Source organism: Saccharothrix sp. ST-888, assembly GCF_000955975.1.
Lineage (GTDB): Bacteria > Actinomycetota > Actinomycetes > Streptomycetales > Streptomycetaceae > Kitasatospora.
The window spans coordinates 1-19,123 of the sequence record NZ_JYJF01000023.1 but is presented as its reverse complement, the minus strand read 5'-3'; the positions used below and the strand labels follow the sequence as shown (position 1 = coordinate 19,123).

Annotated in this window: 16 protein-coding genes; 6 read left to right on the top strand and 10 right to left on the bottom strand. The window is 70.6% G+C overall.

Annotation, left to right across the window (positions count from 1 at the left end; all coding sequences use genetic code 11):
- The first annotated feature begins 74 nt into the window (after nt 1–74).
- Entirely contained in the window at nt 75–1,181 is a 1,107-nt protein-coding gene (gene disA, locus UK12_RS10955) for a DNA integrity scanning diadenylate cyclase DisA (protein WP_045302318.1), read from the top strand.
- 278 nt (nt 1,182–1,459) lie between these two features.
- Here the strand turns inward: disA and UK12_RS10950 are convergent, their stop codons facing one another.
- The gene (locus tag UK12_RS10950) at nt 1,460–2,323 is read right to left on the bottom strand and encodes a hypothetical protein (protein WP_063838236.1); all 864 of its coding nucleotides are present in this window, start codon (nt 2,321–2,323) and stop codon (nt 1,460–1,462) included.
- A gap of 302 nt (nt 2,324–2,625) precedes the next feature.
- On the opposite strand from UK12_RS10950, the gene UK12_RS10945 reads away from it, so the two are divergent.
- Nucleotides 2,626–3,519 (top strand): A/G-specific adenine glycosylase, encoded by an 894-nt coding sequence (locus UK12_RS10945; protein WP_045302315.1) that lies wholly within the window; start codon nt 2,626–2,628, stop codon nt 3,517–3,519.
- 182 nt (nt 3,520–3,701) lie between these two features.
- Here UK12_RS10945 and UK12_RS10940 read toward each other — a convergent pair whose 3' ends face one another.
- Complete coding sequence (locus UK12_RS10940; protein WP_197084744.1) at nt 3,702–5,294, bottom strand: MDR family MFS transporter; 1,593 nt, start codon at nt 5,292–5,294, stop codon at nt 3,702–3,704.
- A 244-nt stretch (nt 5,295–5,538) separates the two neighbouring features.
- On the opposite strand from UK12_RS10940, the gene UK12_RS44345 reads away from it, so the two are divergent.
- The gene (locus tag UK12_RS44345; protein ID WP_045302399.1) at nt 5,539–6,141 is read left to right on the top strand and encodes a TetR/AcrR family transcriptional regulator; all 603 of its coding nucleotides are present in this window, start codon (nt 5,539–5,541) and stop codon (nt 6,139–6,141) included.
- A gap of 67 nt (nt 6,142–6,208) precedes the next feature.
- Here UK12_RS44345 and UK12_RS41145 read toward each other — a convergent pair whose 3' ends face one another.
- Nucleotides 6,209–7,195 (bottom strand): M23 family metallopeptidase, encoded by a 987-nt coding sequence (locus tag UK12_RS41145; RefSeq protein WP_052681797.1) that lies wholly within the window; start codon nt 7,193–7,195, stop codon nt 6,209–6,211.
- 519 nt (nt 7,196–7,714) lie between these two features.
- Between UK12_RS41145 and UK12_RS10925 the strand changes: the two genes are divergently transcribed.
- Both UK12_RS10925 and UK12_RS10920 read left to right on the top strand, forming a co-directional pair.
- Complete coding sequence (locus UK12_RS10925) at nt 7,715–9,265, top strand: aldehyde dehydrogenase family protein (RefSeq protein ID WP_045302313.1); 1,551 nt, start codon at nt 7,715–7,717, stop codon at nt 9,263–9,265.
- A gap of 198 nt (nt 9,266–9,463) precedes the next feature.
- Complete coding sequence (locus tag UK12_RS10920) at nt 9,464–10,618, top strand: threonine aldolase family protein (protein WP_045302311.1); 1,155 nt, start codon at nt 9,464–9,466, stop codon at nt 10,616–10,618.
- Between the two features lie 111 nt (nt 10,619–10,729).
- Here the strand turns inward: UK12_RS10920 and UK12_RS10915 are convergent, their stop codons facing one another.
- Together UK12_RS10915 and UK12_RS10910 are read right to left on the bottom strand one after the other, a co-directional pair.
- Nucleotides 10,730–13,090, bottom strand: coding sequence for an immune inhibitor A domain-containing protein (locus UK12_RS10915; RefSeq protein WP_197084743.1), 2,361 nt, complete (start codon nt 13,088–13,090; stop codon nt 10,730–10,732).
- Nucleotides 13,091–13,473: 383 nt separating this feature from the next.
- Nucleotides 13,474–15,990 carry an ATP-dependent Clp protease ATP-binding subunit gene (locus tag UK12_RS10910; protein WP_045302310.1) on the bottom strand — a complete coding sequence of 839 codons (2,517 nt, stop codon included), beginning with the start codon at nt 15,988–15,990 and terminating at the stop codon, nt 13,474–13,476.
- A 465-nt stretch (nt 15,991–16,455) separates the two neighbouring features.
- On the opposite strand from UK12_RS10910, the gene UK12_RS10905 reads away from it, so the two are divergent.
- Nucleotides 16,456–17,016, top strand: a complete 561-nt coding sequence (locus UK12_RS10905) for a hypothetical protein (protein WP_156178653.1) — start codon at nt 16,456–16,458, stop codon at nt 17,014–17,016.
- A 9-nt stretch (nt 17,017–17,025) separates the two neighbouring features.
- On the opposite strand, the gene UK12_RS10900 is transcribed toward UK12_RS10905, so the two are convergent.
- From UK12_RS10900 to UK12_RS10880, 5 genes are all read right to left on the bottom strand, one after another.
- Nucleotides 17,026–17,379: a histone-like nucleoid-structuring protein Lsr2 gene (locus UK12_RS10900; RefSeq protein ID WP_045302308.1), complete on the bottom strand. Its 354-nt coding sequence runs from the start codon at nt 17,377–17,379 to the stop codon at nt 17,026–17,028.
- 115 nt (nt 17,380–17,494) lie between these two features.
- Complete coding sequence (locus tag UK12_RS10895) at nt 17,495–18,031, bottom strand: amino-acid N-acetyltransferase (RefSeq protein ID WP_045302307.1); 537 nt, start codon at nt 18,029–18,031, stop codon at nt 17,495–17,497.
- A 9-nt stretch (nt 18,032–18,040) separates the two neighbouring features.
- The gene (locus tag UK12_RS10890; RefSeq protein ID WP_082119499.1) at nt 18,041–18,481 is read right to left on the bottom strand and encodes a BlaI/MecI/CopY family transcriptional regulator; all 441 of its coding nucleotides are present in this window, start codon (nt 18,479–18,481) and stop codon (nt 18,041–18,043) included.
- A 104-nt stretch (nt 18,482–18,585) separates the two neighbouring features.
- On the bottom strand, nt 18,586–18,762 hold the full coding sequence (locus UK12_RS41140; RefSeq protein ID WP_045302305.1) for a hypothetical protein: 177 nt from the start codon (nt 18,760–18,762) through the stop codon (nt 18,586–18,588).
- Between the two features lie 5 nt (nt 18,763–18,767).
- A partial coding sequence (locus UK12_RS10880) for an amino acid--tRNA ligase-related protein (protein ID WP_045302304.1) occupies nt 18,768–19,123 on the bottom strand: 356 nt, incomplete at its 5' end.

Here is a 19,123-nt window from a genome sequence, read left to right as displayed (position 1 = left end):
CGAAGTGCAGTAAATGAGCAGCGACAGACCGTCGGGCGCCACGTCAAACGGTCCGGGGCGACCGGAGGAGTCACGTGGCAGCCAGCGACCGGGCGGACAAGTCCTCCCGCGAAGAGGCCCTGCTGCGGGCTTCCCTTCAGGCCATCGCGCCGGGTACCCCGCTGCGCGACGGCCTTGAGCGGGTCCTCCGCGCCAACACCGGCGGCCTGGTGGTGCTGGGCTTCGACCGCACCGTCGAGTCGCTCTGTACCGGCGGCTTCGTGCTGGACGTCGAGTTCTCCGCGACCAGGCTGCGCGAGCTGTGCAAGCTGGACGGCGCGGTGGTGCTCGACAAGGACATCACCAAGATCGTCCGGGCCGGGGTGCACCTGATGCCCGACTCCACCATCCCCACCGACGAGACCGGCACCCGGCACCGTACGGCCGAGCGGGTGAACCGCCAGACCGGGTTCCCGGTGGTCGCCGTCTCGCACTCGATGCGCCTGATCGCGATGTACGTCAACGGCACCCGGCGGGTGCTGGAGGACTCCACCACCGTGCTCTCCCGCGCCAACCAGGCACTGGCCACCCTGGAGCGGTACAAGCTGCGCCTGGACGAGGTCGCGGGCACGCTCTCCGCGCTGGAGATCGAGGACTTGGTCACCGTCCGGGACGTCGCCGCGGTGGTCCAGCGACTGGAGATGGTCCGGCTGATCGCCGCCGAGATCGCCGGGTACGTCCTGGAGCTCGGCACCGACGGCCGGCTGCTCTCGCTCCAGCTGGACGAGCTCATCGCGGGTGTCGAGCCCGAGCGCGAACTGGTCGCCCGCGACTACTTCCCCGAGCGGGCCGCCAAGAAGGGCCGCACCGTCCCCGAGGTCCTCGACGACCTGGAGGCGCTCACCCACGCCGAGCTGCTCGACCTCCAGACCGTGGCCAAGGCGCTGGGCTACTCCGGGTCGCCCGAATCGCTGGACTCGGCGGTCTCGCCGCGCGGCTACCGGCTGCTGGCCAAGGTCCCGCGGCTGCCCAACACCGTGATCGAGCGGCTGGTCGAGCACTTCGGCGGACTGCAGAAGCTGCTCGCCGCCAGCATCGACGACCTGCAGACCGTCGAGGGCGTCGGCGAGACGCGGGCCCGCTCGGTGCGCGAGGGGCTGTCGCGCCTCGCAGAATCGTCCATCCTGGAGCGGTACGTCTGACGCTCGGCCACGGATGCCTGAACGCCCTCGGCGCCGCCGAGGTCGCCAGGGGTGGTGGCGGCCCGGCTCGGGTCGAGAAGCAGGAGATCTGCTTCATCGTCAGGGCGGATCTCCGACAGGGGAGTTGAAGCGGCGGTTGGAGCCTTCGGCGAAATGGCAGACCGTCCGCCGCGTGAACTGTCGCGCAACGGGCGGGAGTCGGGATCCGGGGCGTCCCGGCGTTCCGGGGGCGGAGTGGCGACAGGGCCCGACTCCGCCGCCCGGCGGGCGGGTTGGGGTCAGCCGTCGAGGCGGATCGAGGTCCGGGCGGAGACCGGTCCGCCGGAGGGGCCGGTCAGGGTCGCCTGCACCAGGTAGTTGCCCGGCTGGGCGGTCGAGGCGTCCGGGGGGGCGCACTGCGGCTTGCTCCGGCTGCGGTCCCAGGTGAACGTCTCGGTCAGGCCGCTGCCCGAGGCGATCTCCACCCAGGTGCTCTGCTTGTCCGTCGGGCAGTCGGCGGAGGACCAGATCCGGTCGTTGGCGGCCGAGGTCACCACGATCGCGGACGCCGTGCGGCCCAGGTCCACCCGGCAGTTGGCGCCGGAGGTGTTGCGGACGGTCAGCGCGAGGCGCGGCTTGTCCTTGCTCTCGAAGGAGCTCTGCGTACCGGCCAGCTCCAGGGTGACCTGGGAGGCGGTGCAGAGCGGGAGGGCGATCACCTCGGCCGTGTTCACCGGGGGCGGCGTGACCGCACCGCCGGAACCGCCCGAACCGCCACCGGATCCGCCGGAGCTTCCCGCCGCGCCGCCGGTCGAGGACCCGGCGGACCCGCCGGTGCCACCCGCACCGCCGCTGCCGCTCGCGCCGCCGGTGAGGCTGACCTCGCCGCCGCCTCCACCCGAGACGCCGCCGCCTCCGCTCGTACCGCCGCTGCCGCCGGGGCGGGAGGTGATCGCGGGACCGGTCGGGGTGGCACCTGGGGTGATCGACTGGGCCGGGGCCGGTTGCGCGGTCTTGCCGGCGGGCTTCTTCCCGTCGCCCTGACCGGTCGTCAACCAGACGACCAGTGCCAGCACAGCGAGCAGGACAGCGGACACGACGATGCGCCGCCGCCAGTAGATCGACGCGGGCAGCGGTCCTACGGGTTGACGCAGAGAGGGCACCCGCAAACTCTACGAGACTGGGCGCACCCGTTGATGCATCAACACTGACCCTGCGTCGCTTCATTCACATCATCCGTCATTTGACCCGGACGAGGGAAGGGGCGACGGGCGTGTCGTTCGTCGACGATCCTGCCCTCCGGTCCCGTTCGTAGCGGGCCGAGACAGGAGGCCCGGCGTCGCGTGGCGGCGGCGAAAACCGAGCGGAGCCCGTACGGCGGCCGGGGCGGGGCACACCGGCCCGTCTGCGCAGGCTCGGGGAGACGGCCCGGGGAGAGCGGGAAGCGTGGGAGGATCGAAGGGTCATGGCTGCCATCACCTCCACCCCCGCGCCGCTGCTCCATTCGACCGTGCTCGACTGGTACGAGGCCAACGCCCGTGATCTCCCCTGGCGGACGGCCGACGCCTCGCCCTGGGCGGTCATGGTGAGCGAGTTCATGCTCCAGCAGACACCGGTCAAGCGGGTCCTGCCCGCGTACGCCGCCTGGCTGGAGCGCTGGCCCACCCCCGCCGACCTGGCCGCCGACGCCCCGGGCGAGGCCGTCCGGATGTGGGGCCGGCTCGGCTACCCGCGCCGGGCGCTGCGGCTGCACGCCGCCGCCGTGGCGATCACCGAGCAGCACGGCGGCCGGGTGCCCGACGACCACGCGGCGCTGCTCGCCCTGCCGGGCGTGGGCGAGTACACGGCCGCCGCCGTCGCCTCCTTCGCCTTCCGGCAGCGGCACGTGGTGCTCGACACCAACGTCCGGCGGGTCTTCGCCCGCGCCGTGACCGGCGTCGAGTACCCGGCCCAGGCGACTACTGCCGCCGAGCGCCGTACCGCCACCGAGTACCTGCCCGCCACCGCCGAGACCGCCGCCACCTGGGCGGTCGGTGTGATGGAACTCGGCGCGCTGGTCTGCACCGCCCGCAGCCCGGAGTGCGGCGCCTGTCCGCTGCGGGGCCACTGCGCCTGGCAGCGGGCCGGCCGGCCGCCGTACGAAGGCCCGGCGCGGCGCGGCCAGTCCTACGAGGGCACCGACCGGCAGGTGCGCGGCAAGCTGCTGGCGGTGCTGCGGGACGCGCACGGCGAGGTGGCGCAGGAGCGGCTGGACGCGGTCTGGCCGGAGCCGGTGCAGCGGGCGAGGGCGCTGGACGGCCTGGTCGCGGACGGCCTGGCCGAACCGGTCGCCCCGGGCGTGTACCGGCTGCCGCAGTAGGGCTTTCCGGCAGACACCGCACAGCAGGTCCGGCCGATCGCTGCGGCGCGTTGGAAACAGCGGTGGAAACAGCGGAGGCGCGGGGAACCGTGCGAGCGGCCAGGCGCCTCGGTGGCGGGCTGGTCGCGCAGTTCCCCGCGCCCCTGCAGTGTTCGGGCGGTCTGCCCGGAGGTTCGGCCCGGTCAGACCGCAGCGGCCTCCATCGACTCGGCCGACGGCTTGCCGGCGCCCCGCAGCGGGACCTCGCGCAGGAAGAGCGCGGCCGCGACGGCGACGACGCTGATCACGGCGCCCCAGAGGAAGACGGTGTGCATGCCGTTGGAGACGGCGTGGTGGTACGCGTCCTGGACGGGGGCCGGGAGGGCTCGCAGGGCCTCCGGGCTGGTCTGGCTGAGGTTGCCGCCCTTGCCTCCGGCGGGCTGGTCGGGCAGGCGCTCCTTCATGGTCGCGGTGACCCGGTTGTTGAAGAGCGCGCCGAACAGGGCGACACCGAAGGAGCCGCCGATGGTCCGGAACAGGGTGGCGGTGGAGCTGGCCACGCCCATGTCCTTGAGCTCGACGCTGTTCTGCGCGACCAGCATGGTGATCTGCATCAGGAAGCCCATGCCGGCGCCGAGCACCGCCATGTAGCAGGAGGAGGTGAACCGGCTGGTGTCGGTCGAGAGGGTGGAGAGCAGCCCCGAGCCGACGACCATCACGACGGTGCCGATGATCGGGAAGATCCGGTACTTGCCGGTCCTGGTGACGGTCTGGCCGACCACCAGCGAGACCACCAGCATGCCGAACATCATCGGCATCAGCAGCAGGCCGGAGTTGGTCGCCGAGGCCCCCTGCACGGTCTGCTGGTAGAGCGGCAGGAAGGTGACGGCGCCGAACATCGCGAAACCGACGATGAAGCCGATCAGCGAGACCAGGCTGAAGTTGAGGTTGCGGAACAGGCCGAGCGGGAGCATCGGCTCGTCGACCCGCTGCTCGACGTAGCAGAAGGCGATCAGCGAGGCGACGGCGAGCACGGCCAGGCCGAGGATCTGCTTCGAGCCCCAGGCGTACTGCTGGCCGCCCCAGGTGGTGATCAGGACCAGCGAGGTGATGCCCGCGGTGAGCAGGATCGCGCCGACGTAGTCGATCTTGGCGCTGGAGCGGACCTTGGGCAGCTTCAGGGTGACCACGATGAAGCCGAGCGCCAGGATGCCGAGCGGCAGGTTGATGTAGAAGGTCCAGTGCCAGTTCAGGTGGTCGGTGATGAAGCCGCCGACCAGCGGGCCGCCGATGGTGGCGAGGGCCATCACGGCGGCGAACATGCCCTGGTACTTGCCGCGGTCGCGCGGCGGCACCAGTGCGCCCATGATCGACATCACGCCGACCATCAGACCGCCGGCGCCCAGGCCCTGGACCGCGCGGAAGGCGATCAGCTGGGTCATGCTCTGCGAGAGGCCGGAGAGCGCCGAGCCCAGCAGGAAGATCACGATCGAGGTGAGGAAGGTGCCCTTGCGGCCGTAGAGGTCGCCGAGCTTGCCCCAGATGGGCGTCGAGGCGGCGGTGGCCAGGGTGTACGAGGTGACCACCCAGGACAGGTGCTCGGCTCCGCCCAGGTCGCCGACGATGGTCGGCATCGCGGTGCCGACGATCAGGTTGTCGAGCATGGCCAGCAGCATCGCGACCACCAGGCCGATCATCACCAGGCGGATCTCGCGGTGTGATCTCGGCGCGGGCTCGGTCGCCCCCTCGGCGGTCGGCGGTTCGACCGCCGAGGCCTCGACCTGCTGTTGTGACATGGTGCGTCTCCCGGAAGCGCAGTGCCGGTCGGGTCCTTCGGGCCCCGTCGTGACGGGCTCCTCGGCACACTTACTTGACGACCGGCTAGTGAATTATCAATTGGCACGGTAGGTTGTGTACTAGCCGGGCGTCAAGCCAGTTTCGGCGGAGCGGCCCTGGGCAGGGACAATGCAGCCCAAGGCGCGCGCCGCAACCGGTGCGCGACCGCCCCACCCCCGCAGTCACAAGGCAGGCCAGTACGGCATGAGTACGACGCAGAGCCCCCGTACCGACACCCGGGCGCGGATCCTCGACGTGGCGCTGGAGCTCTTCTCGGAGCAGGGCTACGAGAAGACCTCGCTCCGCGAGATCGCCGATCGGCTCGGGGTCACCAAGGCCGCCCTCTACTACCACTTCAAGACCAAGGACGACATCGTCCACGGCATCATCGAGAGTATGGCCGCGCCGATCGACGAGGTGATCGCCTGGGGCCAGGAGCAGCCGTGGTCGCCGGAGCTGCGGGACGAACTCGTCCGCCGCTTCGCCGCCGGCATGGCCTCGCGGGCGCCGCTGCTGCGGTTCTTCCACGAGAACCAGCCCGCGCTGCGGGAGTCGAAGGCCGGGCTGGAGTTCAAGGAGCGGATGCTGGCGATGATCCGCCTGGTCCAGGGGCCCGAGGCCACCTTCCCGGACCGGCTGCGCGCCACCATGGCGCTGTTCGCCATCAACTCCGCGTTCTTCCTGCTCAAGGAGTCGGTCTCCGGCGGGTGCGCCGATCCCAGGGCGTCGACGGTCGCCGAGGCGATGGAGGCCGCGCTGACGGTCGCGCTGGAGATCGCCGGCCGGATCGAGCTCTCGGAGGTCTGACGCAGCGCGCCCCTCCCGCCGAGGAGGCGGAAGGGGCGCGCTGCGTGGCGTGCGTGGCGTGCGTGGCTCAGAAGTCGCTGACCCCGCGGGCCGAGAGGTAGGCGATCGGGTCGATGACCGCCGCGTACCGGTTGGCGCTGCGGATCTCGAAGTGCAGGTGCGGCCCGGTGGAGTTGCCGGTGGTGCCCGAGCGGCCGATCTCCTGACCCGCCGACACCGACTGCCCGGCGCCGACCTCCAGCGAGGACATGTGCGCGTACTGGGCGAAGTGGCCGTCCGGCAGCCGGAGTACGACCTCCTTGCCGTACGCGCCGTCCCACTTCGCCGAGACCACGGTGGCCTGGCCGACCGCGAGCAGCGGGGTGCCGGAGCCGACCGCGAAGTCCACACCGGTGTGGTAGCCGGCGGCGTACTCCCGGTTCGGCTTGCCGTAGGGGTTGCTGATCAGGGCACCCGGGATCGGGGCGGACCAGGCGGAGCCGGGGGCCGGACCGACCGCGGCCGGCTGGCCCGCGGGCTCGGCCGTCGGTGCCGCCGGTGCCGCCGGGACGGCGCTCGGCGCCAGGTTGGCGGCCACCGCGACGGCGTCCTGCGACTTGACCGAGTGCGGCTGCTGGTACGGGGTGGGCTGGGCGACCTGCACCAGGCCGAGCTGGTGGAACGGCACGGAGGCCGAGGTGAAGGCCGAGCTGCCCGGTGTGGTCGGGTGCACGGTGTGCGCCGAGGCGGCGTTGGGCAGCAGCAGTACGCCGAAGGCCAGCACCGTCGTGGCGCTCCAGGCCGCCGTCGACCGGTTCCCCTGCACCCACTCGACGGCGGGGCGGAGGCGGTCGGGCGTACGGGCGTCGGCGGCGCGGCTGAGCCTGCGGGCGCCGACCACGGCGCTCGCCCGTCCGGCGGCCGTCGCCTCGGCGAGCCTGCGGGCACCGATCTCGGCACTCGTCCGTCCGGCGGCCGCTGCTTCGGCGAACTTGCGGGCGCCGACCGTGGCGGTAGCGCTTCCGGTAGTGATCGCTTCGGCGAGCCGGCGGCGGGCGGTATGGAGGGAAGGCATCGGGTGGCAGCACCTCAGGGACGGGAGCAGCCCGGCGCTGAGCCGCTGAAGGCTCGCCGGGCTGGGGGACAAGACAGATCTAAACCGGCGCTGCGGGTGGTCCCCAAACCCGCCACCTACTACGGCAGGTAGTCCCCGCACCTGGTGATCTTCGACCCCTCGACGCAATGATCTTTCGAGTGGATCATCCCATTTGTCCGGTTCCAGCCGGACTCCGGCGAGCTCACGGCGGGGGCCGGAAGCTCCCGGGCGGCCCCGGCGGTCCGGCGGCCCGCTCGGGCGCCCCCGGCTACTACCGGACCTCGTATCGGTCCCGCGCACTGTGACAATCGCCACCCGCGGTGCCCGGCAGGCGGTCGGCTGCCCGGCCCGGCGGGCCGGGAATCGTGAGCCGGGGCACAGTTCCAGCGCAGGCCGCCGGGCCGCCCGCTGTCCCCGTTCGGCCCACCCGTGCCAGGCTGGCTCGGCACGGCAGCACCGTCCTGTTCGAGTCCCCTTCCCCTACCGGAGGACCTCCCCATGGCGGCACCGCAGCTCAAACCCGGCACGTCCTGGAGCGAGACGTACGCCCGCTGCGTACGGGCCGCGCCGGAGGCCTTCACTCCCGACCGACTGCTCAACCTGGTACGCGGCGAGTGGCGCGCCGTCGGCACTCCCGGCGGACACACCACCCCGCTCGACGGCACCCCGATCCCCGGGCCGCCCCGGGTCGGTATCGAGGAGGCACGGCGCGCCGTGTCCTTCGCCATCGACCGGCACGCCGACTGGGGAAGGGTCCCGCTCGACGAGCGCAAGGCCAGGGTCGCCGCGGCCGTCGAGGGCCTGGCCGAGCAGCGCGAACTGCTCGCCCTGCTGCTGGTCTGGGAGATCGGCAAGCCCTGGCGGCTGGCCTGCGCCGACGTCGACCGTGCGCTGGACGGCGTCCGCTGGTACCTCGACAACATCGACCGCCAGCTCGAAGGCCGCACACCGCTGCCCGGGCCGGTCTCCAACATCGCCAGCTGGAACTACCCGATGAGCGTCCAGGTGCACGCCGAACTCGTGCAGCTGCTGGCCGGGAACGCGGTGGTCGCCAAGACCCCGTCGCAGGGCGGTTTCCACTGCCTGACCCTCGCCCATGCGGTCATGCACCGCGCCGGACTGCCCGCCACCCTGCTCTCCGGCATGGGCGGCCGGATCGCCGACGCGCTGATCCGCGCCGAGGGCCTGGGCGCGCTGGCCTTCGTCGGCGGCCGGGCCAACGGCCGCAAGGCCGCCACCGCGCTCGCCGACCTGGGCCGGCGGCACTTCCTGGAGCAGGAGGGCCTCAACACCTGGGGCGTCTGGAACTTCACCGACTGGCCCGCGCTCGCCGCGCACCTGCGCAAGGGCTTCGAGTACGCCAAGCAGCGCTGCACCGCCTACCCGCGCTACGTCGTGCAGCGCTCGCTCTTCCCCGCCTTCCTGGAGACCTATCTCGGGGTGCTCGCCGGGCTGCGGTTCGGCCATCCGCTGGCGGTCGCCGACCCCGGGGACCCGCTGCCCGAGCTCGACTTCGGGCCGGTCATCCACGCCGCCAAGGCCGCCGAACTCCGGGCCGGGTTCGACGCGGCGGTGGCCGGCCGGGCCGTCCCGCTCTACCGGGGCAGCCTGGACGACGGCGGCTTCGTCGCCGGTCAGTCCACGGACGCCTACCTGGCGCCCGCGGCCCTGCTCGACCCGCCCGCCAACTGGGCGCTGCACCACTCCGAGCCGTTCGGCCCGCTGGACTCCGTCGTCCTGGTCGACACCGAGTCCGAGCTGCTCGCCGCGATGAACGCGGGCAACGGCTCCCTGGTCGCCTCGCTCGCCACCGACGACCTCGGCTTCGCCGACCGGATCTCCCCCGACCTGCTGGCCTTCAAGATCGGGATCAACAGGCCGCGCAGCCGGGGCGACCGCGAGGAGGTGTTCGGCGGGCTCGGCGCCTCCTGGAAGGGTGCCTTCGTCGGCGGCGACCTGCTGGTCCGGGCCGTCACCCACGGCCCGGAGGGCGCGGACGAGAAGCTGTACGGCAACTTCCCCAGCTACTCGCTCTACCCGCCGCGCTAGCCGCCCCCCGGGGGGGCACGGCGATCCGGGGCGTGGGAACCCGACGGACAGACGCTGCGCCTGCGTAAGGGGCCGGTCGCGGAGTTTCCCGCGTCCTCCGAGGCGCCCGCCCGGTCGGGCCGGCCGGTTCGGGTCTTCCCTCAACTCATCTGTGTCCGAGGCATGTTGCGTCAGGGCCGGATCGGGGATTATCGGCGGATGGGTTACGAACCTGACACCGGCTCCGCCGACAGCCCGCGGGAGCGCCGGTTCGCCGCGTTCCGGCGCAGCGACCGGCTGCTCTCGGGCGTCCGCCCGGCGAGCATCCGCGAGCGGCTGACCGAACTGGCCGCGCTGCACGGGCCGTCCACCGACGGCGGTGCGGTGTACGACCTCGACCAGCGCCCCGACTTCTACGGCGACGGCATCACCCGGACACTCGAACTCCGGGTCGCCGACCTGCTCGGCAAGCCCGACGCCGTCTTCTTCCCGAGCGGCACCATGGCCCAGCAGGCCGCCCTGCGGATCTGGGCCGAACGCAGCGGCAACCGTACGGTCGCCATGCACCCGCTCGCCCACCCCGAGGTGCACGAACGCCGGGCGTACGCGCGCCTGAGCGGTCTGGACGCGGTCTGGCCCACCACCGCTCCCAGGCTCCCCACCGCCGCCGAACTGCACTCCCTGGGCGAGCACTTCGGCAGTCTGACGGTCGAACTCCCGCTCCGGGAGGCCGGATTCGTCCTGCCGACCTGGCCGGAGCTGGTCGAGACGACCGCCGCGGCCCGGGAGCGAGGAGCGGCCGTCCACCTCGACGGCGCCCGGCTCTGGGAGTCCGTCCGGCACTTCGGCCGCACCCTGCCCGAGATCGCCGCCCTGGCGGACTCGGTGTACGTCTCCTTCTACAAGACCCTCGGCGGCATCAGCGGCGCGGCGCTCGCCGGCCCGGCGGACTTCGTCCGCGAGGCCCGCGCCTGGCGGCACCGCTACGGCGGCCAGCTCTACCAGCAGTGGCCCGCCGTGCTCACCGCACTCGCCGGGCTGGACCGCGAACTCCCGCGCCTGGACGCCTACGTGGCGCACGCCAGGACGGTCGCCGCCGCACTGGCCGAGGTGCCCGGAGCCCGGGTCTTCCCCGAGCCGCCGCACACCCACCAGTTCCAGTTCTGGCTGCCCCACCCCGCCAAGGACCTGGACGAGGCGGGCCTGCGGCTCGCCGAGGAGCAGGGCATCGCCCTCTTCTGGGGCTGGCTCGAACCCGGTGAACCCGGCCTCGCCGGACACTCGATGACCGAGATCACGGTGGCCGCCGAAGCCCTCGACTGGACGCCCGAGGAGATCGCCGAGGCCATGGCGGCGTTCCTCGCCCTGCTCTAGCCCCGACTCCGTTGCACGGCACCCGGCGCCCCGGCCGGCCGCCAACTGACGGTGGCCCCCGGCGGATTCACTCCGCCGGGGGCCACCGGACACCTACCGCGTCAGGTCAGTTCACTTGACCGGGCGGACGGCGATCACGGTCTCGAGCTTGTTGAGGCTCTGGTAGACGACCGAGATGCTGGTGTGGGTGTCGGGCACCTGGACGCTGCTGGTCTTCGTCGCGGCGTCCCAGTACTTGGTGGTGTGGTCGTTGAAGGTACGGACGGCCTTCGACGACGGGATGGTGGTGAGCACGTCGGCCTTGTGGAGCTTCAGGCCGTCGGTGTTCTCCAGACCGAAGGTGGAGTCGTAGCCCTGCATGCGCGAGCGCATGTAGGTGCCGTCGGACCACTTCAGCGGGGCCGGGTGGGCGTCGACCGGGAGGATCAGGCCGCTGCCGGGGTGGGCGCTGGTGTTGTTGTCGGCCTGGGAGGTGTCCCAGAGCCAGATCAGCACGCCGTTCTGGTTGGCGTAGTGCTCGACCCAGTTGGGCTTGGCCGCCGAGCCGAAGGTGTACGGGCCGACCTTGAGGGTCGAGTCGTACGAGACGTACTGGCGGTTCTCGACCAGGTAGTACTGGTCGTAGTCCTTGGAGAACTTGCCCGAGATGCGGGAGAAGCCGGTGGCGGCCCAGCCGTTGTCACCGTTCTCGGCGTTGTCGGAGAAGACGACGGCGCCGTTGACGGTGATGGCGATGTTGTCGAGGGCGAGGCCCTTGAGGTGCAGGCCGCCGTCGGTGGTGTTGCGGAAGCGGACCTTGACCGCCTTGCCGGCGTAGGCGTCCAGCGGGAAGACCAGGTCGCCCCACGTGTTGCCGGAGTTGCCGGTCAGACCGGCCGCGCCCGCGTTGTTCTTCGGGATGGCGGTGCCGTTGAAGGTCCCGTCGAGGGCCTTCCAGTTGGCGCCGCCGTCGGTGGAGACCTCGGCGTAGGCGTAGTCGAAGTCCTGCTCCAGGTCGTACCAGCCCTTGGCCTTCAGGCTGGCGGAGGTCTTGCCGGTGAGGTCGAGGTCGCGGGTCAGCGTGACGTTGAGGTTGTCGGCGCTACCGCTCCACCACTCGTTCTTGCCCTCGAACGGGGTGTTGATCTCGGTGGTGACCGTCTTCTTGGGCAGGTTGACCACCAGGGCCTGCGGGCGGGCGGTGTTGTACTCCACCGGGCCGAGCAGGTGGACGGAGTCCTGACCGGCCTTGGCCTTGTCGTACTTCAGCCAGCCGAGCTGGAGCTTGCTCCAGACGTCCAGGTCGTTCGGGCGGTCGCCGATCTCGTTCTTGCCGGTGCCCAGCCAGGAACCGGAGGACATCAGCGACCAGAAGCCGACCGAGTTGTCGTCGCCGGAGCCGGAGGTGTCGTAGAGGTCCGGCAGACCGAGGTCGTGGCCGTACTCGTGCGCGAAGACACCGAGGCCGCCGTTCTCCGGCTGCATGGTGTAGTCGCCGATCCAGATGCCGGAGTTGCCGACCTGGGTGCCGCCCAGCTTGTTGTCGGCCGGGCCGGCCTGGCCGTTCAGGTTGCCGTAGACGTAGGACCGGTGGGCCCAGAGCGCGTCGCTGCCCTGCTTGCCGCCGCCGGCGGACTGGTCCTCACCGGCGTGCACGATCTGGAAGTGGTCGATGTAACCGTCGGGCTGGTTGAAGTTGCCGTCGTGGTTGTGGTCGTACCGGTCCCACTGGTCGTACTGGGCCAACGTGGCCTTGATCTGAGCCTCCGTCTGGCCCTTGGCCTGCTGGTCCTTGTACCAGATGTCCACGGCGTCGCGGATCAGGTCCTGGGCGTTGGAGCAGACGTGCTGGCCGCAGAAGTCGGAGCCGTACCGGGCCTCGTTCCACGGTACCCGCACCCAGTCGGAGACCTGGCCGTCGACCGAGTAGCGGCCGGAGGACTGGCGCTCGTAGTAGGTCTTCAGCGAGGGCTTGTCCTTGCTGAAGTACAGGTCCTGGTAGTGGGCCTGGTTGTAATCGGCCTGCCAGGCAGTCGAGTTGTTGGCCGCCCGGTCGGGCTGCGCGATCTGGTTGTGCTGCGGGCCGGGGGTGCCGCCGTACTTGACCTTGCCGTCCGCCGTCTTGGTGGTGTTGTCCACCTGGTCGCCGAAGTCGACCAGGATGGTGAAGATCTTGTCCGTGCGCTGCCGGGCGAGCTCGACGTACTTGTCGCGGCCCAGCTTGACGCTGGTGCTGGAGCCGTGCTGCTCGACCTTGGCGGTGCCGGCCAGCAGCTGCTCGGTGGCGGCCTTCTGCTCGGCCTTGACCTTCTCGGTCAGCGGCCCCGGAAGGTCGTGGTCGACCTTGGCAGCCTGGGACAGGGCGGCATCGGCCGGGTCCTTGGTGATGGAGACCGGTGCGGCTGAGGCTGTTCCGGGCAGCAGCCCGGCGCCGAGCGCGGCGGTGACCGCCACGGCAGCGGTGGCCGCGGCGGCCCTCTTGGATATCTTCAACGTGGTGACGTCCTCCCCATGCCGGCACAGCTGTTGGCCCTGCCGGTGAACCAATGAAAGACAGGTGGAGGACATTTGACCGAAGGATGGGGTAATAAAGATAGTCCTTGACCATGACATGGCCACGGCGCTATCCTCCGCTGCCGTCCGATCGGCTGACCATCGGTCAGGTGCCGCTCACGGCCAGGCGGATGGCGCGTCCATCGCACCCGAACCAGCTGGGGAACCCCCCGATCGGCGGGAGTCGCCGTGCGGTATGTCACAGGGCGGGCAAAGCCGAGGGACGCATTTCGGCAACACTGCTTCAACAAACCTTAAACAGCAAAGGCCGTGGCCCCCGACGGAGAGTCGGGGGCCACGGCCCTTGCTGCTGTGAGCTGGTGTTACTTGGTCAGGTCGGGACCGGTCGAGGCGACCGCCGCCGGGGTGTCCGCCACCGGGGACTTCTCCTCGCCCCGGAAGGTGAACTTGGCCTCCTTGCCCTCACCCTCGACACCGACGACCACGATGTGGCCGGCCCGCAGCTCGCCGAAGAGGATCTTCTCGGAGAGGTGGTCCTCGATGTCGCGCTGGATGGTGCGGCGCAGCGGACGGGCACCCAGGATCGGGTCGTAGCCCTTCTTCGCCAGCAGCTTCTTGGCCTCGACGCTGAGCTCCAGGCCCATGTCGCGGTCCTTGAGGCGGCCGTCCACCTTGTCGATCATCAGGTCGACGATCTGGATGATGTCTTCCTCGGACAGCTGGTGGAAGACCACGATGTCGTCGACACGGTTGAGGAACTCAGGACGGAAGTGCTGCTTGAGCTCCTCGCTGACCTTGGCCTTCATCCGCTCGTAGCCGGAAGCGGTGTCACCCGTGGCCGCGAAGCCCAGGTTGAAGCCCTTGGAGATGTCCCGGGTGCCGAGGTTGGTCGTCATGATGATGACCGTGTTCTTGAAGTCGACCACGCGGCCCTGGGAGTCGGTCAGGCGACCGTCCTCCAGGATCTGCAGCAGCGAGTTGAAGATGTCCGGGTGGGCCTTCTCCACCTCGTCGAAGAGCACGACGGAGAACGGCTTGCGGCGCACCTTCTCGGTGAGCTGGCCGCCCTCCTCGTAGCCGACGTAGCCAGGGGGCGAGCCGAACAGCCGCGAGACGGTGTGCTTCTCGCTGAACTCCGACATGTCGAGGGAGATCAGGGCGTCCTCGTCGCCGAACAGGAACTCGGCCAGCGTCTTGGACAGCTCGGTCTTACCGACACCGGACGGACCGGCGAAGATGAACGAACCACCCGGGCGCTTCGGGTCCTTGAGGCCCGCACGGGTACGCCGGATCGCCTGGGAGAGCGCCTTGATGGCGTCCTCCTGGCCGATGACGCGCTTGTGCAGCTCGTCCTCCATGCGCAGCAGGCGGGAGGACTCCTCCTCGGTCAGCTTGAAGACCGGGATGCCGGTGGCGGTGGCCAGGACCTCGGCGATGAGCTCCTCGTCCACCTCGGCGACGACGTCCATGTCGCCGGCCTTCCACTCCTTCTCGCGCTTCGACTTCGCGGTCAGCAGCTGCTTCTCGTCGTCGCGCAGCGAGGCGGCCTTCTCGAAGTCCTGCGCGTCGATCGCGCTCTCCTTCTCGCGGCGGACCTCGGCGATCTTCTCGTCGAACTCGCGCAGGTCCGGCGGCGCGGTCATCCGGCGGATGCGCATCCGGGAGCCGGCCTCGTCGATCAGGTCGATCGCCTTGTCCGGCAGGAAGCGGTCCGAGATGTACCGGTCGGCCAGGGTGGCGGCGGCGACCAGGGCGGCGTCGGTGATGGAGACGCGGTGGTGCGCCTCGTACCGGTCGCGCAGGCCCTTGAGGATCTCGATGGTGTGCGGCAGCGACGGCTCCGCGACCTGGATCGGCTGGAAGCGACGCTCGAGGGCGGCGTCCTTCTCCAGGTGCTTGCGGTACTCGTCGAGCGTGGTGGCGCCGATGGTCTGCAGCTCGCCACGGGCCAGCATCGGCTTCAGGATCGAAGCCGCGTCGATGGCACCCTCGGCGGCGCCGGCGCCGACCAGGGTGTGCAGCTCGTCGATGAACAGGATGATGTCGCCGCGGGTGCGGATCTCCTTGAGCACCTTCTTCAGGCGCTCCTCGAAGTCACCGCGGTAGCGGGAGCCCGCGACCAGGGCGCCGAGGTCCAGCGTGTAGAGCTGCTTGTCCTTCAGCGTCTCGGGGACCTCGCCCTTGACGATCGCCTGGGCCAGGCCCTCGACCACGGCGGTCTTGCCGACGCCGGGCTCACCGATCAGCACGGGGTTGTTCTTGGTGCGGCGGGACAGCACCTGCATGACCCGCTCGATCTCCTTCTCGCGCCCGATGACCGGGTCGAGCTTGGCCTCGCGGGCGGCCTGGGTGAGGTTGCGGCCGAACTGGTCGAGGACCAGCGAGGTCGACGGGGTGCCCTCGGCGGGGCCGCCGGCGGTCGCCGACTCCTTGCCGCCGCCCTGGTAACCGGAGAGCAGCTGAATGACCTGCTGACGCACCCGGTTGAGGTCGGCACCCAGCTTCACCAGGACCTGGGCGGCGACGCCCTCGCCCTCGCGGATCAGGCCGAGCAGGATGTGCTCGGTGCCGATGTAGTTGTGGCCGAGCTGAAGGGCCTCGCGGAGCGACAGCTCCAGGACCTTCTTCGCCCGGGGGGTGAAGGGGATGTGACCGGACGGGGCCTGCTGGCCCTGGCCGATGATCTCCTCGACCTGCTGGCGGACCGCCTCGAGCGAAATCCCGAGGCTCTCCAGGGCCTTAGCGGCGACACCCTCACCCTCGTGGATCAGGCCCAGGAGGATGTGCTCGGTGCCGATGTAGTTGTGGTTGAGCATCCGGGCTTCTTCCTGAGCCAGGACGACAACCCGCCGCGCGCGGTCGGTGAACCTCTCGAACATCGTTTATCGCTCCTCAGAGCGGTCGGGCAGTTCGGGGACTGTCCCCGCCCTGTCCTTCCGCATGCTAGTCCCGCTCAGCGGCGCGGCTCACGGACTGCTCCTACTTACGTGGGAGCAAGTGCTGCGCGACCAGCCGACACCATTCCCAACCCGATGCTGGGAGACGGTGTTCCCACAGGTGGGCCCATTGCACCGGTTATCGCTACGCCATCGGCGAACAGAGCCTGCCGTGGACGGAGCCACCGGTCCTGACAGATCGCACGGACGGACCCCGAGAGCCCCGTCCACCTGCATTCATACCCGGTGTTCCGGCGAGATTCGCGCAGTTTCCGCGTCGGCCGTGTTCGCCTCGCGAGAAGTCTGCCGACGGACGCCTGCCGGGATCCGCCGGGGTGACGGCGGGTCAGCGGCCACCGTTCAGGTGGCACGGCGTGACCGTCCTGCCACTTCAGCGTTGCACAGCCCATGACCGCAGCGCCGCCCCGTACCCCGGCCCGGACGTCCGCCCGCACGCCCGGTACCCCGCCCGGCGGTCCTTCGGCCCGCCCCGGCCCGCCGGAGGACCCCGCGGTGGCGCTGCTGGGCTCGGACCGGGTCGAGCTGCGGCGACCGGTCGCCCTGGCCGCGCTGCGGCGGCTGGACCGCCTGCGGCGCCCGTACGGCCCCGTGGTGGCCCACGGAGGACTGGCGGCCTTCCTGCTCGCCCAGGGGACCGGCGAGGCCGTTCCCGAGCTGCTGCACTGGCTCGGCTGGGGCGCCGAACTGGGGCTCGGCCTCACCGCCAGGGCCGGTGGCCCGGCCCGGGGCGGCCGCGAGGCCGCCGGTGTGCGGCTGCCACGGCCGCGGGGCGCGGAGGACGAATCCCCGCGCCCCGATCGCCGACCGGCCGGGCCGCAGGCCGTGTGGCTGCGGCGCGGGGAGTCAGGCCCGGGTCTGGACCTGCGCTCGCCCGATCTGCTGCGACTGCTCGACTGCCTGGCGGATGCCTGCGCCCGCGACCTGTGGGGTCTGGCGCCGGCCCGCTGACGGCCGCCGTCAGGAGGCGTTGGCCGCCTCGTACGCCTCACGGACGTTGCTCGGAACCCGGCCGCGGTCGTTGACGTCGTAGCCGTTCTCCTTGGCCCACGCGCGGATCTTCGCGGTGTCCGGAGCGCCGGCCGCCGCCGGGCGGCCCGCGCCGCGGCCGGCACCGCGACGGGCGGTGGTCAGGCGGCCGCTCTGCTTGCGACCCTTCTCGACGTACGGGGCCAGCAGACCACGGAGCTTGTCCGCGTTGACGCTCTTCAGATCGATCTCGTAGGCAACGCCGTCGAGAGCGAACGTCACGGTCTCGTCCGCCGAACCGCCTTCGAGATCGTCTTCAAGAATGACCTGCACCCTCTGTGCCACGGGCTTCCCTTTCCGCGTAAACGATCCATTGCCTAGGGGAAAGGAAACCGCCTTTTCCCGGAAAACACAAACCCTTGCCGGTCGTGTGCTCCGCTCCCGTCGCCGCAAGCTCCGTTCAGAGGTGCAGCAGCATGCGTGAGTTGCCCAGGGTGTTGGGCTTCACTCGCTCCAGGTCGAGGAACTCGGCGACGCCTTCGTCGTACGAACGCAGAAGTTCCTCATAGACATCCGTAGCGATGGCCGCCGGATCTGTCGTACCATCGTCGGTTTCACCGACCTCTCCGATCTCGACGAAACCGTGTTTCGCGAAGAACGGCACCTCGAACGTCAAGCAGAAAATCCGACGTACGCCCAGCCAGCGTGCGGTCTGCAGCAGCTTGCCCAGCAACAGATGCCCGATACCGTGTCCGGTGCAGGCGGGATCCACGGCCAGGGTGCGCACCTCGGCCAGGTCCTCCCACATCACGTGCAGCGCGCCGCAGGCCACCACCGTGCCGTTGTCGTCGCGCTCGGCGACCCAGAACTCCTGGACGGATTCGAACAGCGTCACGGTGGGCTTGTCGAGCAGAATGCCGTCCCGTGAGTAGGCGTCGATGAGGCGTCGTACTGCCCGCACGTCAGTGGTCCGCGCCCGGCGGATGGTGACCTCCATGGCGGGACGTTATCGCGCCGACGGCCCCGGGGTCCCACCGGTATCGGGATGCGGATCGGGAAGTCGCTCCGGATCGGGTTCCGGATCCGGGAACACGGCGGCAACCCGCAGTGCGTCGCGCAGCGCCTCGCGCTGCTCGGGTGACATCAGCCCGAAGAAGTGGACCAGTGCCGCGGCCGGATTGTCGCTGGTCGCCCACGCATCGTTCATCAGGGCGGCGGTGTATGCCTCGCGGGAGGAGACGGGTTCATATCGATACGCCCGCCCTACCTGGTCCCGGCGCAGCCAGCCCTTTCTGTAGAGCTTGTCGAGCACCGTCATGACAGTGGTGTACGCGATATCGCGTTCCGACTGCAGATCCTGCAGAACCTCGCGAACGGTGACCGGGCGGTTCCACTGCCAGACCCTGGTCATGATGTCGTTCTCAAGTTCTCCGAGTTGCCGCACCATAGTCCGGCCAGGATAGGAACTGATTCGGACAAAATTGGCGATTCGCAAGCAAACCGGCGCGCCGCCACCCCGGAGGGTGACGGCGCGCCGGGCGTCGGACGCTGCTATTCGGCGGCGGGACCGGCCGGGGCGACCGTGGCGGTACGGGCGGCCAGCAGGTCGGCGGCGGCGTCCTCCTTGCCCTTCTGGGCGCCGCCCTGGCTGCGGATGATGGCCCGCACCAGGAAGCCGAAGCCGATCGCCATGACCAGCGGCGGCACAATCGCTGCGACGTAATCCATTCAGATCACTCCTCGGTGTCCGACTCGGTTTCGCTCTCTGCCCCGGCCTTGGCGCTCTTCGCCTCGGCCCCCCGCTGGTCGGGCTTGACCAGCGGGAACAGCACGGTCTCGCGGATGTTCTTGCCGGTGAGCAGCATGATCAGGCGGTCCACGCCCAGACCCAGGCCACCGGTCGGCGGCATCGCGTACTCGAGGGCGCGCAGGAAGTCCTCGTCCACCTGCATCGCCTCGACGTCGCCGCCGGCCGCCAGCAGCGACTGGGCGGTCAGCCGGGCCCGCTGCTCGACCGGGTCGACCAGCTCGGAGTAGGCGGTACCGATCTCGGTGCCGAAGATGACGAGGTCCCACTTCTCCGCGACGC